This window comes from Winogradskyella forsetii, from assembly GCF_013394595.1.
Taxonomy (GTDB): domain Bacteria; phylum Bacteroidota; class Bacteroidia; order Flavobacteriales; family Flavobacteriaceae; genus Winogradskyella; species Winogradskyella forsetii.
Genome location: NZ_CP053348.1, coordinates 2674516 through 2693182, shown reverse-complemented (window position 1 = coordinate 2693182; position 18667 = coordinate 2674516). Strand labels below are relative to the sequence as shown.

The 18667-nt window shown below is 36.3% G+C and carries 17 protein-coding genes; 6 read left to right on the top strand and 11 right to left on the bottom strand.

Annotation, left to right across the window (positions count from 1 at the left end; all coding sequences use genetic code 11):
• The first annotated feature begins 21 nt into the window (after window positions 1-21).
• Complete coding sequence (locus tag HM987_RS11680) at window positions 22-2361, top strand: ATP-dependent helicase (protein WP_179008251.1); 2340 nt, start codon at window positions 22-24, stop codon at window positions 2359-2361.
• A 48-nt stretch (window positions 2362-2409) separates the two neighbouring features.
• On the opposite strand, the gene HM987_RS11675 is transcribed toward HM987_RS11680, so the two are convergent.
• The 3 genes from HM987_RS11675 to HM987_RS11665 form a co-directional block, all read right to left on the bottom strand.
• On the bottom strand, window positions 2410-3354 hold the full coding sequence (locus HM987_RS11675; protein WP_179008248.1) for a hypothetical protein: 945 nt from the start codon (window positions 3352-3354) through the stop codon (window positions 2410-2412).
• The gene (locus HM987_RS11670; protein WP_179008246.1) at window positions 3351-4310 is read right to left on the bottom strand and encodes a pepsin/retropepsin-like aspartic protease family protein; all 960 of its coding nucleotides are present in this window, start codon (window positions 4308-4310) and stop codon (window positions 3351-3353) included. Before HM987_RS11670 ends, HM987_RS11675 begins: the two co-directional genes overlap by 4 nt.
• 302 nt (window positions 4311-4612) lie before the next feature.
• Window positions 4613-5476, bottom strand: a complete 864-nt coding sequence (locus HM987_RS11665) for an alpha/beta hydrolase (RefSeq protein WP_179008244.1) — start codon at window positions 5474-5476, stop codon at window positions 4613-4615.
• A 49-nt stretch (window positions 5477-5525) separates the two neighbouring features.
• On the opposite strand from HM987_RS11665, the gene HM987_RS11660 reads away from it, so the two are divergent.
• Window positions 5526-6146 (top strand): L-threonylcarbamoyladenylate synthase, encoded by a 621-nt coding sequence (locus tag HM987_RS11660; RefSeq protein ID WP_179008242.1) that lies wholly within the window; start codon window positions 5526-5528, stop codon window positions 6144-6146.
• Here the strand turns inward: HM987_RS11660 and HM987_RS11655 are convergent.
• Entirely contained in the window at window positions 6143-7348 is a 1206-nt protein-coding gene (locus HM987_RS11655; protein ID WP_179008240.1) for a multidrug effflux MFS transporter, read from the bottom strand. The genes HM987_RS11660 and HM987_RS11655 overlap by 4 nt on opposite strands.
• A 247-nt stretch (window positions 7349-7595) precedes the next feature.
• Between HM987_RS11655 and HM987_RS11650 the strand changes: the two genes are divergently transcribed.
• Both HM987_RS11650 and HM987_RS11645 read left to right on the top strand, forming a co-directional pair.
• Window positions 7596-8039 carry a DinB family protein gene (locus HM987_RS11650; RefSeq protein ID WP_179010033.1) on the top strand — a complete coding sequence of 148 codons (444 nt, stop codon included), beginning with the start codon at window positions 7596-7598 and terminating at the stop codon, window positions 8037-8039.
• Between the two features lie 68 nt (window positions 8040-8107).
• Window positions 8108-9880, top strand: a complete 1773-nt coding sequence (locus tag HM987_RS11645) for an ABC transporter ATP-binding protein (RefSeq protein ID WP_179008238.1) — start codon at window positions 8108-8110, stop codon at window positions 9878-9880.
• A gap of 2 nt (window positions 9881-9882) precedes the next feature.
• Here HM987_RS11645 and HM987_RS11640 read toward each other — a convergent pair whose 3' ends face one another.
• The 6 genes from HM987_RS11640 to HM987_RS11615 form a co-directional block, all read right to left on the bottom strand.
• Complete coding sequence (locus tag HM987_RS11640; RefSeq protein WP_179008236.1) at window positions 9883-11424, bottom strand: acyl-CoA carboxylase subunit beta; 1542 nt, start codon at window positions 11422-11424, stop codon at window positions 9883-9885.
• Window positions 11425-11681: 257 nt separating this feature from the next.
• Window positions 11682-13121, bottom strand: a complete 1440-nt coding sequence (gene accC, locus HM987_RS11635) for an acetyl-CoA carboxylase biotin carboxylase subunit (RefSeq protein ID WP_179008234.1) — start codon at window positions 13119-13121, stop codon at window positions 11682-11684.
• 89 nt (window positions 13122-13210) lie between these two features.
• Window positions 13211-13690, bottom strand: coding sequence for an acetyl-CoA carboxylase biotin carboxyl carrier protein subunit (locus HM987_RS11630; RefSeq protein WP_179008232.1), 480 nt, complete (start codon window positions 13688-13690; stop codon window positions 13211-13213).
• An 84-nt stretch (window positions 13691-13774) separates the two neighbouring features.
• Entirely contained in the window at window positions 13775-14452 is a 678-nt protein-coding gene (locus HM987_RS11625) for a PrsW family intramembrane metalloprotease (protein WP_179008230.1), read from the bottom strand.
• Window positions 14449-15006 carry an NUDIX hydrolase gene (locus HM987_RS11620; protein WP_179008228.1) on the bottom strand — a complete coding sequence of 186 codons (558 nt, stop codon included), beginning with the start codon at window positions 15004-15006 and terminating at the stop codon, window positions 14449-14451. The genes HM987_RS11625 and HM987_RS11620 overlap by 4 nt, the downstream gene beginning before the upstream one ends.
• 49 nt (window positions 15007-15055) lie before the next feature.
• Window positions 15056-16144, bottom strand: a complete 1089-nt coding sequence (locus HM987_RS11615) for a M42 family metallopeptidase (protein ID WP_179008226.1) — start codon at window positions 16142-16144, stop codon at window positions 15056-15058.
• 125 nt (window positions 16145-16269) lie between these two features.
• Between HM987_RS11615 and HM987_RS11610 the strand changes: the two genes are divergently transcribed.
• Complete coding sequence (locus tag HM987_RS11610; protein ID WP_179008224.1) at window positions 16270-16965, top strand: DUF4294 domain-containing protein; 696 nt, start codon at window positions 16270-16272, stop codon at window positions 16963-16965.
• Between the two features lie 2 nt (window positions 16966-16967).
• On the top strand, window positions 16968-17594 hold the full coding sequence (trhA, locus tag HM987_RS11605; protein ID WP_179008222.1) for a PAQR family membrane homeostasis protein TrhA: 627 nt from the start codon (window positions 16968-16970) through the stop codon (window positions 17592-17594).
• Between the two features lie 276 nt (window positions 17595-17870).
• On the opposite strand, the gene HM987_RS11600 is transcribed toward trhA, so the two are convergent.
• Window positions 17871-18665, bottom strand: a complete 795-nt coding sequence (locus tag HM987_RS11600) for an anti-sigma factor (RefSeq protein ID WP_179008220.1) — start codon at window positions 18663-18665, stop codon at window positions 17871-17873.
• Window positions 18666-18667: the final 2 nt, after the last annotated feature.

Sequence of the window (18667 nt, the reverse complement as noted above, 5' to 3'; positions counted from 1 at the left end):
ACTCCTTCAAAAAAAATCAGCTTGGAAAAGTATCTCAGTCAACTTAATGACGCACAATTAGCACCTACATTACAGGTCGATGGCCCAATGATTATCATTGCTGGTGCAGGTTCTGGTAAAACCCGTGTGCTGACTTATCGTATTGCTTATTTAATGAGTAAGGGTGTGGATTCCTTTAATATTTTGGCTTTAACCTTTACTAATAAAGCGGCTAAGGAAATGAAAGGGAGAATCGCTGATATTGTTGGCGATAGTGAAGCTAAGAACCTTTGGATGGGAACCTTTCACTCTGTTTTTGCCAAGATTCTACGTTTTGAAGGGCATCATTTGGGCTTCCCAAGTAATTTTACCATTTACGATACTCAAGATTCACAGAAATTAATGGGTGCCATTATTAAAGAAATGGGGCTCGATAAGGATATTTATAAAACGAAACAGGTGTACAGCCGCATCTCATCTTATAAAAATAGTCTCGTTACTGTAAAAGCGTATTTTAGGAACCCAGAACTTATGGAAGCCGATGCTATGGCAAGGCGACCAAAAATGGGAGAAATCTATAAAGAATATGTGGAGCGCTGCTTTAAAGCAGGCGCCATGGATTTTGATGATTTATTGTTAAGGACCAATGAACTGTTAACCCGTTTTCCTAATGTGTTGGCACAGTACCAAAATAAGTTCCGCTATATTTTGGTCGATGAGTATCAAGATACCAACCACTCGCAATATCTCATTGTGAGAGCATTGGCAGATCGTTTTCAGAATATCTGTGTGGTTGGGGATGACGCGCAAAGTATCTATGCATTCCGTGGTGCAAATATCAATAATATCCTGAATTTCCAAAAGGACTATGATGATGTTAAAATGTACCGATTGGAACAGAATTACCGTTCGACCAAAAATATTGTTGGTGCCGCAAATTCGGTGATTGAACATAATAAAACCAAACTCGATAAAATAGTTTGGACCGCAAATGATGTTGGGGAAAAAGTGATCGTCCACAGAGCCATGACTGATGGTGATGAAGGGCGTTACGTAGCCAGTACAATTTGGGAAACCAAAATGAATAATCAACTTCATAACAGCGATTTTGCCCTTTTATATCGGACAAATGCGCAATCTAGAGCGATTGAAGATGCGCTGCGTAAACGTGATATTCCCTATCGGATTTATGGCGGTTTATCTTTTTATCAACGTAAAGAAATTAAAGACGTCACAGCTTATTTGCGTTTAATTTTGAATTCTGCGGATGAAGAAGCTTTAAAACGCGTCATTAATTATCCTGCAAGAGGTATTGGGCAAACAACGGTCGATCGATTGATAGTTGCAGCAAATGCTACAGGAAAAACAATTTATGAAGTTATTAAGGATATTGATTCCATTGCCATCAACATCAATAATGGGACAAAAAATAAGCTTCGTGATTTTGTAACACTTATAGAAAGTTACAAAGTGATGAACCAAACGGCAAATGCGTTTGATCTGGCCGAACATGTAACCAAAACTAGTGGTTTAATTAGAGAACTGGGGAAGGACGGAACACCAGAAGGCGTGACCAAGCTCGATAACGTTCAAGAATTACTAAATGGTATAAAGGACTTTGTGGAAGGCCAAATGGAACTGGCAGATGCTGGCGATTCGTTAGCTGAATTTTTAGAGGATGTGGCTTTGGCGACCGATTTGGATGCTGATAAAGGTGATCCAGACCATGTGGCTCTAATGACCATCCACTTGGCTAAAGGATTGGAATTTGGGCATGTATTTATTGTGGGTATGGAAGAAGATTTATTTCCAAGTGCCATGAGCATGAACACACGTAGCGAATTAGAAGAGGAACGACGATTGTTTTATGTTGCTTTGACGAGAGCCGAAAGACAGGCCTATTTAACCTATACATTGTCCCGATATCGCTGGGGAAAATTGATTGATGCCGAGCCAAGCAGATTCATCGAAGAAATTGATGATGAATTTGTGAATATTACAACACCATTAAAAGAACGTTTTAATCCCATGTTAGACGCCTCCATATTTGGAGATATTGAACCAAATCGTGTAAGATTTGCAAAACCTAAAACTGCGAAAATGTCCAAGAAAAAGACAAAAACTAAGCCTGAAAATTTTGAGATCAGTGCACCGAAAAAAATGAAACCGGTAAGAAAAACGAAGTCAAGTGCATCTGCGAACTTATTTGATTCTAAATTAACCGTCAGTGATGTCGTTAACCATCAACGTTTTGGTAGAGGTGAAGTCATTAAGTTAGAAGGCAAAGGCGCTGATGCCAAGGCGGAAATAAAATTCCAGAATGGTGATACCAAAAAATTATTGCTGCGGTTTGCGAAGCTCGATATTCTTAATACAAAATAACACCAAAACCTAAGGCTTTTTGCTAAGCTTCAAAGTTTCAATGTATAATTATTTAACCATACAGACCGAGTTGATATTCCCTTCGCCATCATATTCTTTTACCGAATTATGAGGATCTGTAATCCATTGGCCATCTACGATAAATTTGTAATGATGTTTTCCACCAGATAATCTTTTAGTGTACGTCCAGCAATTATCGGTTTTGGTCATTTTATAGTCTTCTTCAGACCACTCATTAAAATCGCCACTTAAGATTACGGTATTAGCATCTTCATAATCGCATAATCGAAACGTTACATTTTTTTGAACGTCAATAACAGAATTGTAGCTACTGTATTCATTTCCGATTTTTGACGGATTTTGGGGATCTTCCATCCATTTTCCATCAATGATGAATTTGTATTCATAAATGTCCGGTTTCAGTTGTAGCGTTACTGACCAACCGTCGTCAGTAGGTTTCATTATAAAACCAGTTTCATCCCAACGATTAAACGTGCCGCTCAAAATAACTTTTTTGGCATCCTTAAAACCTTTCAGCTTAAAATTCACATTACCATAATCGGTAGCAAAGGCACTATAGAATTTCAAATTATAAACCATTAAGGGAAAGCCACGTGGATCTTTGGCACCGACGCTATTTTCAAAATCAGGAGTCGGTTCTGCCCAGTGTTTACCATTAACTATAAACTTAAACTCCCATCCAAAATCGGATGTAAATAACGATAGATCCTTTTTCAATTGATAAATGGAATCATTCATCTTGGTCATTCGCCATTGATCTAAAGCCCAATCATTAAATTCTCCTGAAACATAAACATCATCAACTGTATCTCCATTATTTTTGATATTAGGGTAGTCATTGACGTTAAATATAAAAATGACGTCTTCACCTTTAATATCATAACCTTTTATGGTTTTGCTTTGAGCAATGGATTTAAAGGCGCACAGAAAGGAGATGAAAAGAAAAAAAAGAAAGTGTTGTTTTATTTTCAAGGCTTTATAATCGGAAACTTTATAAAATAGAGTTTCTGTTTTTTGTAATTAATAATCGTTCGTTGTTGAGCGAAAAATTCAAAGCCTAATATGCCATCAAGATGGGTGCTAAATGCACTGTTCATTTGTCTTAAATTAGTTAGTACAGTTTTCATTGGGCCAAAGTAAATTGAATCGTTCAACTTCACTCTATACAATTTCCCTGCCATAACTTTCACTTGCTTACCACTAGCACCTGTAAGCTTTAATTCTTTGCTAGGATAAAAATAGTCTAAAATTTCTGAATCTAGATTTTTATTCAATTGATTATACTCAGCACCTGTGTCCAATCCAAATTTAACCTTATGGTTTCCGATTTGTGCATCAATAATGATGGTGTGCCTCTTTAATTGAAAATCAATACTATCGTTTATGGTTTCGGCATATACTTTATCAGATAAAAGTTCGCCGTTCTTGTCTATTTTTGTTAAGGTAATTTGATTTAGGTGCATATCGATAAAGACTTCAAACTCCTTCAATATGCTGTAACCAATAATTCCTAAAACTTCAATTTTTTTTATCTTTTCGATATGGCTTAAATCAATCACATCAGCGTTTAAGTTTTCTAAGCGAAAATCTTCCAAACTCAACGCATCGAGATATTTGGCTTTTACATTTTCAATTTCCTGATGCACACCACTTCGTTCCTCTCCATCTTGCCTGTAACGTCTTGAGTGTTTAAAATGAACACTATTTAGGATCAACGTTTCGGAACCTGTATCAATAATAAAGTTACCTTCCTTATCCAGTAGTTCAACTTCAACTACAATAAGTTGGTCAATAACTTTAAATGGAATCCGTGTGGTTGACGCATTTACAAATTCGGCTTTAGTAAAAACAATAGGTGGGTTATATTCTGTAGCAAAGAGTTTTGCTGAAATAAACAAGGCGATGATGATTTTGATTGATTGATGCATACCTAATAGACTATCAATCTACTCACATTGTTACACTATTTTAATTTTTTAACATTTTGAATATTGTTGTCCAATAAAGACCAAAGACCGCTGCGCTGTTAGAATCAAGAACATAGACTCAATTATAACTATTCGAGAAACAGAATGAAAATCATTGTACCAGTTTTCTACTTCATGACTTGTAAAAAAGCAAAATATATTAATTTCAAATACTTAAACCTTAATAGAACCAATACCTAAAAGAATACAAAATAATTTAATCGGACAATAATGATTTTTAAATTGAATTTTATGACTAAACGCTATAAATGTGTTTCAATAAAAGCTTTTAATTTTAAAGTTGTATCCAATAAATTAAGCCCCAACCAAACATGACCTTCTGTAGGGTATAAGGTAAATTCATGCGTAACGTTCAATTCCTCAAGTTTATCTCGCATGGCTGTTCCTTGGGTTGTTGGAATTAACGGATCTTGGCCTCCATAAAACAAAATAGTCGGTGGCGCAGAAGCGGTAACACGATGATAAGGACTCGCTTCTTCTAAAAATGCTATAGAGGGATCTACTCCAAATGCATCTATAATGTCTTGCAGTAATGGATCTGTATTGTTTAAGTATGCAGGATCCGTAAAATTAGTCGGTCCAACCACACTACAGACCATATTCACTTTATGGTTAGTATCAAAACCATAGCTCCACAATAAGGATAAATGTGCACCAGCACTCACACCAACAAAACCGATATCATCAGAAATGGTATAGTAACTTTCGTGAGTTTCTAAATAATCAACAACACTTGTGATATCATTAATTTGCATCGGATAAGGTGGGTTGTCATTATCTGCCAATCTATAATTCATATTCACAACGGCATATCCAGGCATTTGATCTTTTATGTATGCCGCATAGGGATTCATATCTAATTTATCGCCAGAAGTCCAACCGCCTCCATGAACCAAAATGATCGTTTTAGTCGCTGAAGTTCGATTTGCTGGCAAGTACAGATCAAACACTTGGCCGTTCTCGTTTCCGTAAGAGATGTTCATTTCTTCGTAAACTTCAAGTGGGTTTAAGACTTCAATTTCAGGGTTATCTGGATTATCAGACGAACAAGACGTCAATGTTGAAATTGATAGTAAAAAGATGACTATTAATTTTAGTGGCTTCATATTGAAAAATATAGTTACTTTGTAAAAACGTATTTGTAAGATACTTATTATGGCTGAGTTTATTAAAATATACCCTGAGAATCCGAACCCAAAGGAAATACAAAAGGTAATTAAGGTGCTAAAAAATGGCGGATTGATAATTTATCCGACGGATACCGTTTATGGATTGGGCTGCGATATAACCAATCTAAAAGCGCTGGAACGTATTGCGCAAATCAAAGGCGTAAAACTCGAAAAGTCCAATTTTTCATTCGTTTGTGAAGATTTAAGTAATTTGAGTGATTACGTAAAACAGATCGATACCACGACGTTTAAAATTTTAAAAAGAGCTTTGCCAGGCCCTTATACATTTATCTTGCCAGGTTCTAAAAACTTACCAAACCCTTTCAAAAAACGAAAAACCGTTGGGATAAGGGTTCCTGATAATTCCATAGCATTGGCCATAGTTGCTGCCTTGGGAAATCCTATAGTTTCTACGTCCATAAGGGATGAAGATGAAGTGATAGAATACACTACAGATCCAGAATTAATCCTCGAAAAATGGGATAATTTGGTCGATTTGGTCATTGATGGTGGTTACGGCGATAATGAAGCTTCAACGATTATTGATTTGTCTGTGGAACCACCTGAGGTTATTAGAGAAGGTAAAGGTGGTTTGGAGATTTTTTAAGTGCGTATTTCCCTAATGGGTTTCTTCACGCTATAAAATAACACCAATCCAATAACTCCTGTGATTAAAAAACCTATAAAAAGAGGCAACACCGAAGTTTTTACAAAACTGCCAATGTAGTTGGCAATTGGTACAGCCATTACAGTAGATATAAAACCGTTAAGTGCAGAGCCAATGCCTGCAATATGACCTAAAGGTTGCATAGCCAAGGCTCTATAATTCCCAAATAAGAAGGCGACGCTGGTAAACTGAAGCATTAAAAATAGCACAAGTATTTCTATAGGAGGATTTACACCAGACCAAAATAGAATCACATAAATTAGCGAGATCATCACAAAAGCCAGTAAGGCGATATTGACTAAATTCCACATCCCGAATCGCATCACTATGGCACTATTCAAAAACGTAGCTAAGCCAATGGTAATGGCTAAACTTCCAAAAATGTAAGGAAAGTAATCTCCCAAATCATACTGCACTTGGAATATTTGCTGTGAAGTGCTCAAATAGACCATAAAAGAACCCGTAACTAATCCTGAAAGCAAAGTATAAATAATCGCAGATTTTATCCTGAAGAAATTTTGGCTTCCAGTTTTAAAAATAGATAATCGAAAAGTTTTTCGATAGTCATCACGAAGCGTTTCTGGCTGCCGCTTCCAAAACCATAACATGATTAGTGCCCCAAAGACCAGATTGAACGTGAAAATAGATTGCCACCCAAAATGATTCAATAAAAATTGACCCAACATTGGTGCTATCACTGGAACTAAAATAAAAGTCATGGTAACAATAGATAAAATCTTTGCCATATGGTCTCCATTATAAGAATCCCTAACTATGGCGATACTCATGGTTCGAGGAGACGATAAGCCAACACCTTGCAGCACACGACCCAAAAGCATCATCTCAAAATTTTTGGTGGTCACACAAATGATGGATGCCAGCACAAAGACAGCAAAACCAAAATAAACCATAGGTTTACGCCCGAAGCTATCCGATAATGGGCCAAATATAAGTTGTCCAAATCCCAAACCTAAAAATATAGTCGTTATTAACTTTTGGTTTTCGGTCGCATTAATACTATTTAAATAGTTACCAATTTTTGGTAATGCTGGCAAAACAGCATCAATAGACAGGGCTACAATTGACATGAGTGCTGCCATTAATACCACGAATTCCAATTGCGACCGTTTTTGATTTTTCATGGCGCAAAAGTAATACCATTTTAGCTTTGAAATTGTGATAAAATAAAATAATGATTTTTTTCTTTTTACGAAATAGAAAAAATAAAGCATAGCCTTAGTTACGGTTTGTTTTTATATTGAAGTAGAAAGGAAAAAAGGGAATTTTATTATTACTATTTTGAAGTTAAAATGGTATAATTCAATTATTGCCTATTTTTGGATAGATGTTATTCTAATATTAGATAATATTATTCATAAATTACATCCTATGTTAACAGGCACGTTAATCAAATTATTTAAAAGAGATCTCAAAAAATTAATTGAAGAACTTAATCTTTATCAAAATGAATCCAACCTTTGGAAAGTTGATCGTTCTGTTACCAATTCCGCTGGAACTTTATGTCTTCATCTCATTGGAAATTTGAATCATTTTATGGGTTCAGTTTTTGGTGATACAGGATATGTGAGACAGCGAGAATTAGAATTTACACTTAAAAATGTGCCAAAACACGAATTGATAAAACAAGTTGAAGACACCATGGCGGTCGTAGAAACCACTTTAAAAAATTTAACAGAGGATGATTTAAAAAAGGACTTTAAGCGTCGTGAGTTTGAAGAAGCTATGACAACCGAATATTTCTTGATTCACTTATCCACGCATTTAGCCTATCATTTAGGACAGATTAATTATCATAGACGTTTATTGGGTTAGATTTCAAGTTATCGTTTCCGATTTCAGAAGATTTGTAAGCGTATCTTTGCGCAAACTTTACAATATCTATGCAACATTTAAAAGAGAAAACTAAAAGGTCAAAAAACGATAAGCCAAAAGTAACCATGGCATCGGCTTTTAAGACCATAATTTGGCCAAGACGTAAATTGGTTTTTATTGGTTTGATACTTATTGTCATTCGCAGTTTATCAGGACTTATTTTACCATGGCAAAGTAAAGTGTTGTTGGATGATGTAGTGCCAAATAAAGATTTTGATGGACTTTATACATTGATTGGAATTGTCATTGCTGCAATTTTAGTTCAAGCTGTAACGTCATTTTTATTAACACGAATTTTAAGTGTACAGGCACAATATTTAATTTCAGAGTTGCGCGCACAAGTCCAGAAGAAAGTCCTTTCCTTGCCGATTAGTTTTTTCGATAATACAAAATCAGGGGCTTTGGTTTCGCGGATTATGAGTGATGTTGAAGGCGTTCGGAATTTAATTGGTACGGGATTGGTGCAACTTGTTGGAGGTTCATTTACGGCCATCGTTTCATTAATTATTCTGATAAAGTTAAACGCATGGATGACCTTATTTGTTTTTGTGCCCTTATCGTTATTTGGTATTGTAGCCTTAAAAGCCTTCAAATATATACGACCTATTTTTAGAACTAGAGGAAAGATTAATGCTGAGGTAACAGGCAGATTAACCGAAACGCTCGCTGGAGTACGTGTTATTAAAGCTTTTAATGCTGAAGAACAGGAAAACAAAACTTTTGAGGTAGGCGTAGAGCGATTATATCAAAATGTAAAAAAGAGTTTAACCGCAACAGCATTGATGACAAGCTCTTCAACATTTTTAATCGGAGTAGCCACTACAGGAATCATGGGAATCGGTGGTTATTATATGATCGAAGACAGTATGACTACTGGTGATTTTCTGTTCTTCACGCTAATTCTCGGTTTTATGATCGCCCCAATTGTACAAATGAGTAACATTGGCAGTCAATTGACAGAAGCCTTAGCTGGTCTGGATCGTACCGAAGAATTAATGAATTTGGCAACCGAAGATGAACAGGAAGCTCGGACCAATGAATTGGAAACTGTTAAAGGTGATATCAAATTCAATAATGTCTCGTTTTCGTATGAAGAAGGAAAGCCAGTGTTACATAACATCAATTTTGAAGCACCTTCAGGTTCTGTAATCGCCTTGGTTGGGAGTTCTGGTTCGGGCAAATCGACCATTGCTGGTTTGTCCGCCACGTTTTTAAATCCTGATTCAGGTATCATTACAGTTGACGGTCAGGATTTATCTAAAGTTAAATTGAGTAGTTTTAGGAAGCATTTAGGTGTTGTACTTCAAGATGAATTTTTATTTGAAGGCACTATCCGAGAAAATATTATGTTTCCAAGGCCAAATGCGACGGAAGCACAATTACAAAATGCCGTAAAAGCAGCCTATGTCAATGAATTTACAGATCGTTTTGATGATGGATTAGAAACCTTAATTGGTGAACGTGGTGTGAAATTGTCTGGTGGTCAACGTCAACGCATTGCTATTGCCAGAGCGATTTTAGCAGATCCCAAAATTATTATTCTAGATGAAGCGACGTCGAATTTAGATACGGAAAGCGAAGGGTTGATTCAAAAAAGTTTATCAGAATTAACAAATAATAGAACTACCATTGTCATAGCCCACCGTTTGAGCACCATCAAAAAAGCGGATCAAATTCTAGTCATAGAAAACGGTAGAATCGCAGAACGAGGCACTCATGATGAGTTATTAAAAGCTGAAGGACGTTATTATGATTTATATACGTTTCAGGCGAAGATATAAACTTAAAGTGGAATATTCCCATGCTTACGATTAGGACGCACAACATCCTTATTCTCAAGCATACTAAACGCTTTAATTAATTTACGTCTCGTATTTTTAGGTAAGATGACTTCATCTACAAAACCGCGTTCAGCAGCACTGTATGGATTGGCGAAGAGTTCTGCATATTCCGCTTCTTTTTCTTTCCATTTGGCTTCTTTATCTTCTGCTGCGGATATGTCGCGTTTAAAGATAATTTCAGCTGCGCCTTTAGCTCCCATTACGGCGATTTCGGCATTTGGCCAAGCGAAATTCATGTCTGCGCCAATATGTTTAGAATTCATTACATCGTAAGCGCCTCCATAGGCTTTTCTGGTAATTACGGTAATTCTTGGGACAGTCGCTTCGCTGAAGGCGTATAATAATTTTGCACCGTTAACAATAATGCCATTCCACTCTTGGTCAGTTCCTGGTAAAAATCCTGGTACGTCTTCCAATACCAACAAGGGAATATTGAAACAATCGCAAAAACGTACAAAACGAGCTGCTTTTTTAGAACTGTTTACATCCAGTACACCAGCTAAAAACATCGGTTGGTTAGCTACAATCCCAATACTTCTTCCACCTAAACGCGCAAATCCTACAATGATGTTTTCTGCATAGTCCTTATGGATTTCATAAAATGAATCCTCGTCAATAATTCCTTCAATTACTTGATGCATATCGTAGGGTTTATTAGGATTCTCAGGAACTATGGTTGCTAATGATTCTCTAACTTCTTCCTTAAGTTCAAAAGGAAGTGCCTCTACTTTTTCTTTATTACTTTGTGGCAGATAACCTAATAGTTTTTTAATATGCTCTAAACATTCCACATCATTGGTGGCCGTTTTATGAGCGACACCAGATTTAGACGAGTGCACACTTGCGCCACCTAATTCTTCACTTGTTACTGCTTCATTGGTTACTGTTTTTACCACGTTAGGACCTGTAACAAACATATAACTCGTATCTTGAACCATCAGGGTAAAATCAGTCATGGCAGGCGAATAAACCGCTCCACCAGCACAAGGGCCCATTATGGCAGAAATCTGGGGAATCACTCCAGAAGCTTGTACATTTCTATAAAATATGTCGGCATAACCAGCCAATGATCTAACACCTTCCTGAATACGTGCGCCACCAGAATCATTAAGACCTATAATTGGTGCGCCAACGTTAACAGCCATATCCATAATCTTACAGATTTTTTCGGCATGGGTTTCAGATAGAGATCCGCCGAAAACGGTAAAATCTTGAGCAAAAACGTATACCAATTTGCCGTTGACTGTGCCGTAACCTGTGACCACACCATCGCCATAGAAAACCTGTTTGTCCATGCCAAAACTTTTGGTTCTGTGTGTGACCAATGCGCCTATTTCTTCAAAAGAATGGTTGTCTAATAGATACATTACACGCTCCCTTGCGGTTAGTTTTTTCCTTTGGTGTTGTTTATCTATTCTGGCTTGTCCGCCTCCTAATTTGGCCTGTTCTATTTTATCGTTGAGGGTTTTTATGTTGTTGTTCATGCTTGTTTTATTTTATTTTTTCTTGCAGTCCCGATTGTTATTGGGAGCTAAAGCGCAAAGCGGTGTGTGGTTATTTATATTTTATATAGTTTCAAATTCTTTGTGGAAGTTAGAGACTTCTTTGTATTATTTGTGTGATACTATTTTTTTAAAAGCACTTCGACTTTATTCTAACCTGAGCTTAGTTGAAGGGCTTACTTTGACCAAATGGTTTAAACTGATACTCAAAAAACTGTGACTGCCACTGCGACTGAAAACTACATTGGTAGTCGTACAACCTTTTGTTCTTTTAAATAACGCTTCAAAGCTATCTTGGCCGCAATTTCTGCTTCTAACTTATGTTGTTCCTCTAAAAGGCTAGGCGAGTAGTGCTTTTTTACAAAATGGGTGTCAAAGTTACCACTTCTAAAAGCCTCATGTTCGCAAACAAAGCGACCAAAAGGTAAGGTGGTTTCTACGCCTGTTATATGATAATTATCAATTGCCTTTATCATTAGCTCAATGGCTTCTTCACGTGATTCTCCATAAGTTATTAATTTAGATAGCATTGGGTCATAATAAATCGGTATATCCATACCTTCTTCAAAACCATTATCGACTCTAATATTTTCGCCTTTAGGTAATTGATAAACTTCCAAATTACCAACGCTTGGTAAAAAATCATTCATTGGGTCTTCAGCATAAACCCGAAGTTCCAGCGCGTGACCATTGATTTTTAGATCTTCTTGTTTAATAGGGAGTGTTTCGCCTCGCGCGACTTTAATCTGTAACTCGACTAGATCCACACCAGCAATCCATTCGGAAACCGGATGCTCTACTTGTAATCTCGTATTCATTTCCAAGAAATAGAAATTGAGGTTTTCATCTAATAGGAACTCAACCGTTCCGGCTCCAATGTAGTCACAGGAACGTGCGACATTAATAGCCGCTTGTCCCATTTCCGCTCTCAATTCTGGAGTTAAAACACATGATGGTGCTTCTTCAACTACTTTTTGATGTCGGCGTTGAATGGAACATTCGCGCTCAAATAAGTGAATGATATTGCCATGCATATCTGCCATCACTTGGATTTCGATATGTCTTGGTGATGCCACATATTTTTCTATAAATACTGAACCATCGCCAAAAGCATTTTTTGCTTCACTAATGGCTCTGTCCATTTGCGATTCAAATTCCCCTTCGTTTTCTACAATACGCATGCCTTTTCCACCACCACCAGCAGATGCTTTAATTAAGATTGGAAAACCGATTTCTTTGGCTATTTTTTTAGCTTCGGGAATATCAGTAATAGCTTCTTCAGTTCCAGGAACCATAGGAATATTATAAGCTTTAACGGTTTCTTTTGCCGCTAATTTACTTCCCATTACTTTTATGGCTTTAGAACGTGGCCCAATAAATATAATATCATTGGCTTCGCACAATTCAGCAAAGTCGGCATTCTCGCTTAGAAAACCATATCCAGGATGAATCGCATCAACATGTAGTGATTTTGAAACTTCAATGATTTTATCACCTCTTAAATACGATTCATTTGATGGAGCAGGACCAATACAAACGGCTTGGTCTGCATATTTTACGTGAGGCGAATTCCGATCGGCTTCAGAATAAACAGCTACGGTTTTTATACCCATTTTCTTGGCGGTTCGCATGACACGAATTGCGATTTCTCCTCTGTTTGCTATTAGTATTTTTTTCATTTCAATGTCTGCAATAGCAGGTATCCATTTTGGTTAATATTTACTTTATTATAATACCTACAAGGTTTTAGAAACCTTGCAGGATAAAATTACGCTTCAAATTCTATTAAAAGTGAATTCTTATCAACGGTTTCTCCTTGTTTTACATGTATGGATTTGATAACACCATCCCGAGGTGAATTAATCACGTTTTCCATTTTCATGGCTTCCAAAATCAATAAGGGGTCATTTTCTTTTACGTCCTGACCTTCTTTCACGTTGATTTCTAAAATCAATCCAGGCATTGGAGCTTTAATATCATTGACTTGTTTTGATGCTCCTATTTCAAAACCTAAAGCTTCAATTTGTTGGTCTAATGCATCGTAAATATCGACATGGTAAATGTTGTTATTTACTTTTATTGCATACATCTTTTGATTGAAATCAGCATTCAAAATTTCGGCTTTAATAGAGGTGTGGTCTTGTAAAATATGAAACTTGTTCGCTGAAGTTTCTACAACATCTAACTTTTCCATCGTTTCTTTTGTAATATCGAAAGTGTGGTTTTCGTTGACTTTTATTTTGTACATATACTATAAATTTATTGAGTGATTATCATTTAATCACTAAATCAACTGCAAAATATGAAAATATTAAGTTTTATTTTGTGAATTTCACAAAGATTTAAATTGTGAATCGTCTTGATGCTTTTTAATCGCTTTTCTAGATAAAACAATTCCAATGATTAAAGAGACAAATGCACCGATGGAAATGCCGGGAATAAAATTGATGAACAAGAAAAAATCATAGGCGCCATGAAACAGAACAGCCAAGAATAATCCTGCCATATTAAGGGCAAACCTATTATTAGAGAATTTTGCTTTTCCCATAAAATAACCCATCAAAATACCAAAAGTTGCATGTGCCGGAACTGCTGTGAATGCTCGCAGAATGGCCGTTTGATAACCACCATCAATGGCATACATGATATTTTCTGTACAGGCAAAACCCATGGAAACCATAACCGCGTATATGATGCCATCGTAAGGTTCATTAAATGCTTTTTTTGGCTGCGCATAATATTTTACAATCACATATTTACTAAATTCTTCGGATAAGGCGACCACAATAAACGCTTGAATAAATTGCTGTCCAATGCTATATGGATCAGTAACTGGAATCAACCGTCCTGTAAAGAAATACAAAACAAAAACGATGATGATGCTTACAATGGCTCCAAATAGGAAACTGAAAATCAACAATTTTTTTGGTTCTTTTTCATATTTATCTTGGGCATAGATATATAATAAAACTGTAAAAATGGGTGCAATGGCCAGTAAGAGTAAATTCATATTTGCTGTCTTGCTTTTATGGTTTTCAATATGAATTTATAATAATCCGTATTGCTGGTCACAAAATGATTATTGGTTTTGCTATTTTTTAAAAGTGTTTCGAATGTTTCAAATGAAACTAATTTTAAAGCTTCAACTTCGGCTTCTTGAATAACAAGCTTATCTAAGGGCACGTTCAATTCGGCTATAAAAACCTGATGGAATTCATTGTCTTGGATTTGACCGTCATTGTAATTGGTTTCATGACGAAAGATCCCAATGTGTTGTAAACTATTAGGTTTTAATTTCAACCCGATTTCTTCTTCCGTTTCACGCAACGCGGCATTAATAAACGTTTCGCCTGCATCTATATGTCCAGCTACTGAAACATCCCATAGTAAAGGGTAAATGGCTTTTTTATGTGAACGTTGTTGTAGAAGGATTTCACCTTTGTATGTAAATAACCATAAATGAATGGTATTATGATACCATCCTTTAGTATGCGCTTCAGATTTTAAAGCTGTTTTTCCTGTCGGTTTACCATGTTTATCAACAATGTCTATAATTTCATCCATAGCGCAATTAGACCTTTCAGGTTTTCAAAACCTGAAAGGTCTGGTGACTTTATTTAAAATAACTAAACGTTTCTCCGTCCTTTATTTTAAGAAGCGTTTCATAAATCAATTTAATCACATTTTCCACATCATCCTTATGCACCATTTCTACCGTGGTATGCATATAACGCAATGGTAAGGAAATTAAGGCAGAGGCAACACCTCCATTACTGTAGGCAAAAGCGTCTGTGTCAGTTCCTGTGGCTCTTGATAAGGCTGCTCTTTGAAACGGGATTTTCTTAGCTCCAGCAGTTTCTGTGATTAAATCGCGTAATTTTTGTTGTACTGCTGGAGCATAAGCTACCACTGGTCCTTTGCCAATTTCGGCTAAACCTTGTTTTTTAGGTTCAATCATTGGCGTGGTTGTGTCGTGGGTAACGTCAGTAACAATCGCTACATTGGGCTTAATGGTTTGTGTAATCATTTCAGCTCCGCGTAAACCTATTTCTTCTTGTACGGAATTGGTTATGTACAATCCAAAATCTAATTTCTTTTTATTTTCATGTAGCAAGCGTGCCACTTCAGCAATCATAAAGCCTCCCATTCTGTTATCCAAGGCTCTGCAAACAAATTTATCTTTATTCAGAATGTGGAATTCATCGGGATATGTAATCACACAGCCAACATGAACACCCATTTTTTCAACTTCATTTTTATCTTTTGCTCCTATGTCTATGCAAATGTTGTCTGGTTTTGGTGCATCTTCTTTCGATTTGTTTCTCGTATGGATTGCTGGCCAACCAAAAACACCTTTCACAATGCCGTCTTTGGTATGGATATTTACGATTTTACTTGGTGCAATTTGATGGTCACTTCCACCATTTCTTACCACGTATAGCAAACCGTTATCTGAAATATAATTTACATACCAAGAGATCTCATCCGCATGGCCTTCAATAACGACTTTGTATTTTGCTTTTGGATTAATGACGCCAACAGCAGAACCATAGGTGTCCGTTATAAATTCATCAACGTATGGTTTTAGGTAATCCATCCAGATTTTTTGACCTTCCCATTCGTATCCTGTAGGAGAAGCGTTGTTTAAGTATTTTTCTAAAAAGTCCATGGACTTTTTATTTAATAATTGTTTTTTAGCCATCTGTTTAAATTTTCCTTAAAAATAATAATATTAATAGGATTTTAAGGTTATAGCACTGATTTATTATTAATTTTGAATTCCGCTTAAATCATAATTTTGGAACGGTTTTGGCGTTAAAAATAGTCATGAAGTATATTTTATACATAGCCTTATTTTTTTCAGTGGTTTTAAACGCGCAAGAAACACCGGTTGAACAAAAACAAGATTCTACGGAAGTGCACTACATGATTATTGAAGGCGATTCCATTCCTGTGACTTCGGTGGAATTAAACGAAGTTTTAGTGTTGCCGAATTTAAAGTTTGAAGATCGTGATGCTAGAATTCGCTATATCATTTTGAGGCGAAAAACCTTAAAAGTCTATCCTTATGCTAAACTTGCAGCTGAACGTTTGGAAGCCCTACAAAAGCGACTAGATGAATTGGAGCGTAAGCGTGATAAAAAACGCTATGCCAAGATAATCCAGAAATATATTGAAGATGAATTCTCTGCCGAATTAAAAAAACTTACAAAAACCGAAGGGCAGATTTTGGTGAAATTAATTCACAGACAAACCGGAACAACCACCTTTGATTTGATAAAAGAATTACGGAGTGGTTGGCGTGCTTTTTGGTTTAATAGTACGGCCAGTTTATTTGATATTTCCTTGAAGAAGGAATTTAATCCAATAGAAGAAGAGGAAGATTATTTAATTGAGGATATTTTACAACGTGCCTTCCAGAATGAACGTTTGAAACGGCAAGAACCCGCTTTTGATATTGATTTTTATGCTTGTGTAAATAAATGGTCTAGACCAAAAGCACCTTCAAATACCAAAGGTTAACGATGCGAATTCAAAGCAAGCTAGAAGAACGACTTAATACTTGGACACACGGTTTTGGTGCACTTTTAGGAATTGCTGCTTTGGTTTTATTGATTATTGAGGCCGATAGCGCAAAACCATGGCGTCTATTTAGTGTCATTGTTTATGGTATTTCTATTATCGTTTTGTTTTTGGCTTCAACATTCTACCATGCTGTAGAAGGGGAGAAGCGACGGCATTATTTTAGAATCGTTGACCATGTTAGCATCTATCTCTTAATTGCAGGAACCTATACACCCGTTTTATTAATAGCACTTTCGGACAGTTTGGGTTGGCCTTTGTTTTGGACGGTTTGGGGAATTGCAGCATTTGGTGTGGTCATAAAACTCTTTTTTACAGGACGTTTTGAGGTGGCATCCACCCTTTTATATTTAATAATGGGTTGGCTTATTGTGTTCGATTTTTCCAATGTATCCCAAGCCCTTGGTCCTGATGGTATACTATGGTTATATGCAGGAGGATTGTTCTATACCGTTGGAATCATTTTCTATGCGATTGATAAAATCCCTTTTAACCACGTCATATGGCATTTGTTTGTGTTAGGTGGTGCGATTAGCCATTTTTTTATGGTGTATTGTTATGTGCTTTGATTGGAATTAAACGTTGTGTGTTTTCCGATTGTGAGTTCGGTTAAGATTTTTAGTTTCAAAGATTTGCTGTAACGTTTAATTACTTTGTCGGTTTTGTATATAATATTTGAAACTAAAATGTCTAGTTGTAAACATGGTTTTTTTTAATTATATATAAACGATAAGGTAGGTTTTTTACTTTTTAGAAATTTCAATATTATAATTCAAAATTGAACAATAAAAAAACCACCAAGCTTACGCCAGGTGGTTTAAAATATTTTAAAATAGTGTTCAACTTTACGGTGTTGCATTAACTACACCAAGCGTATAAAGCTGTTCCATAGTTGGAGACTCGCTTCCGCCTTCTGGTTCCAAGGTGATACCAAAGGCTTGACTTTCGTTAGCATTGGCAATGGTAAATATTTTATTGTCATCGGTATTAAAATCGTCAATTGTTCCTAAACTTGTTGGTGTTAACGGGTTTAATGTTAATGACCACACTTGCCAAACTTTACCATCTGGTGCGTTAGGCAATCCTTCACCATCAACATAAATAGTGTTGTCCGCTTTGTTCCAATAGACTTTTGCAAATGAAGACGCATAATCGCCTTGACCACCAAGTGGTACAGTTATAATATCTTTATCTCTTATAACGTTCAATAGATTTTTGGTCGCTGCCAAATCGTTTCTGGCATCCTCTATTTGTGTTTCAAGATATAAATTTTCAGTATCCGCGGTTTGCAATTGCTGTTCTAAATCTGTTTTCTGATTAAGGGTCCATAATAACCCACCAGCCAATAGAATAGAGGCTGCCCAACCTGTATAAGCTATCCAATTGTTTTTCTTTTTCGGTTGCAGCTCTACAATTTTCGTTTCATTAGTTAATTGAGGTCTTATCGCATTAAAACCATTCGCTCTTGGCGATACCGCTGCGGTTAATTTTACAACAGCGCCTTCTATTTCTAATACCTCTTGTAACAATTCTGGGTATTGTTTCAAGAGTGCATAGACCTCTTGATTTTCTTGTTCAGTCAGTCGTCCAGCTACGTATAGCTCTAAAATTCCTGATTCTATGTAGGCTTTTGTATCCATAA

Bases quoted from the DNA above. Each gene is read 5' to 3' on its own strand.
- HM987_RS11650 (WP_179010033.1), top strand. From the start codon at position 7,596: ATGTTAACAGGCACGTTAATCAAATTATTTAAAAGAGATCTCAAAAAA.
- HM987_RS11625 (WP_179008230.1), bottom strand. From the start codon at position 14,452: ATGAATTTACTCTTACTGGCCATTGCACCCATTTTTACAGTTTTATTA.
- HM987_RS11645 (WP_179008238.1), top strand. From the start codon at position 8,108: ATGCAACATTTAAAAGAGAAAACTAAAAGGTCAAAAAACGATAAGCCA.
- HM987_RS11670 (WP_179008246.1), bottom strand. From the start codon at position 4,310: ATGCATCAATCAATCAAAATCATCATCGCCTTGTTTATTTCAGCAAAA.
- accC (WP_179008234.1), bottom strand. From the start codon at position 13,121: ATGAAAAAAATACTAATAGCAAACAGAGGAGAAATCGCAATTCGTGTC.
- HM987_RS11665 (WP_179008244.1), bottom strand. From the start codon at position 5,476: ATGAAGCCACTAAAATTAATAGTCATCTTTTTACTATCAATTTCAACA.
- HM987_RS11615 (WP_179008226.1), bottom strand. From the start codon at position 16,144: ATGGCTAAAAAACAATTATTAAATAAAAAGTCCATGGACTTTTTAGAA.
- HM987_RS11640 (WP_179008236.1), bottom strand. From the start codon at position 11,424: ATGAACAACAACATAAAAACCCTCAACGATAAAATAGAACAGGCCAAA.
- HM987_RS11655 (WP_179008240.1), bottom strand. From the start codon at position 7,348: ATGAAAAATCAAAAACGGTCGCAATTGGAATTCGTGGTATTAATGGCA.
- trhA (WP_179008222.1), top strand. From the start codon at position 16,968: ATGCGAATTCAAAGCAAGCTAGAAGAACGACTTAATACTTGGACACAC.
- HM987_RS11610 (WP_179008224.1), top strand. From the start codon at position 16,270: ATGAAGTATATTTTATACATAGCCTTATTTTTTTCAGTGGTTTTAAAC.
- HM987_RS11660 (WP_179008242.1), top strand. From the start codon at position 5,526: ATGGCTGAGTTTATTAAAATATACCCTGAGAATCCGAACCCAAAGGAA.
- HM987_RS11600 (WP_179008220.1), bottom strand. From the start codon at position 18,665: ATGGATACAAAAGCCTACATAGAATCAGGAATTTTAGAGCTATACGTA.
- HM987_RS11620 (WP_179008228.1), bottom strand. From the start codon at position 15,006: ATGGATGAAATTATAGACATTGTTGATAAACATGGTAAACCGACAGGA.
- HM987_RS11630 (WP_179008232.1), bottom strand. From the start codon at position 13,690: ATGTACAAAATAAAAGTCAACGAAAACCACACTTTCGATATTACAAAA.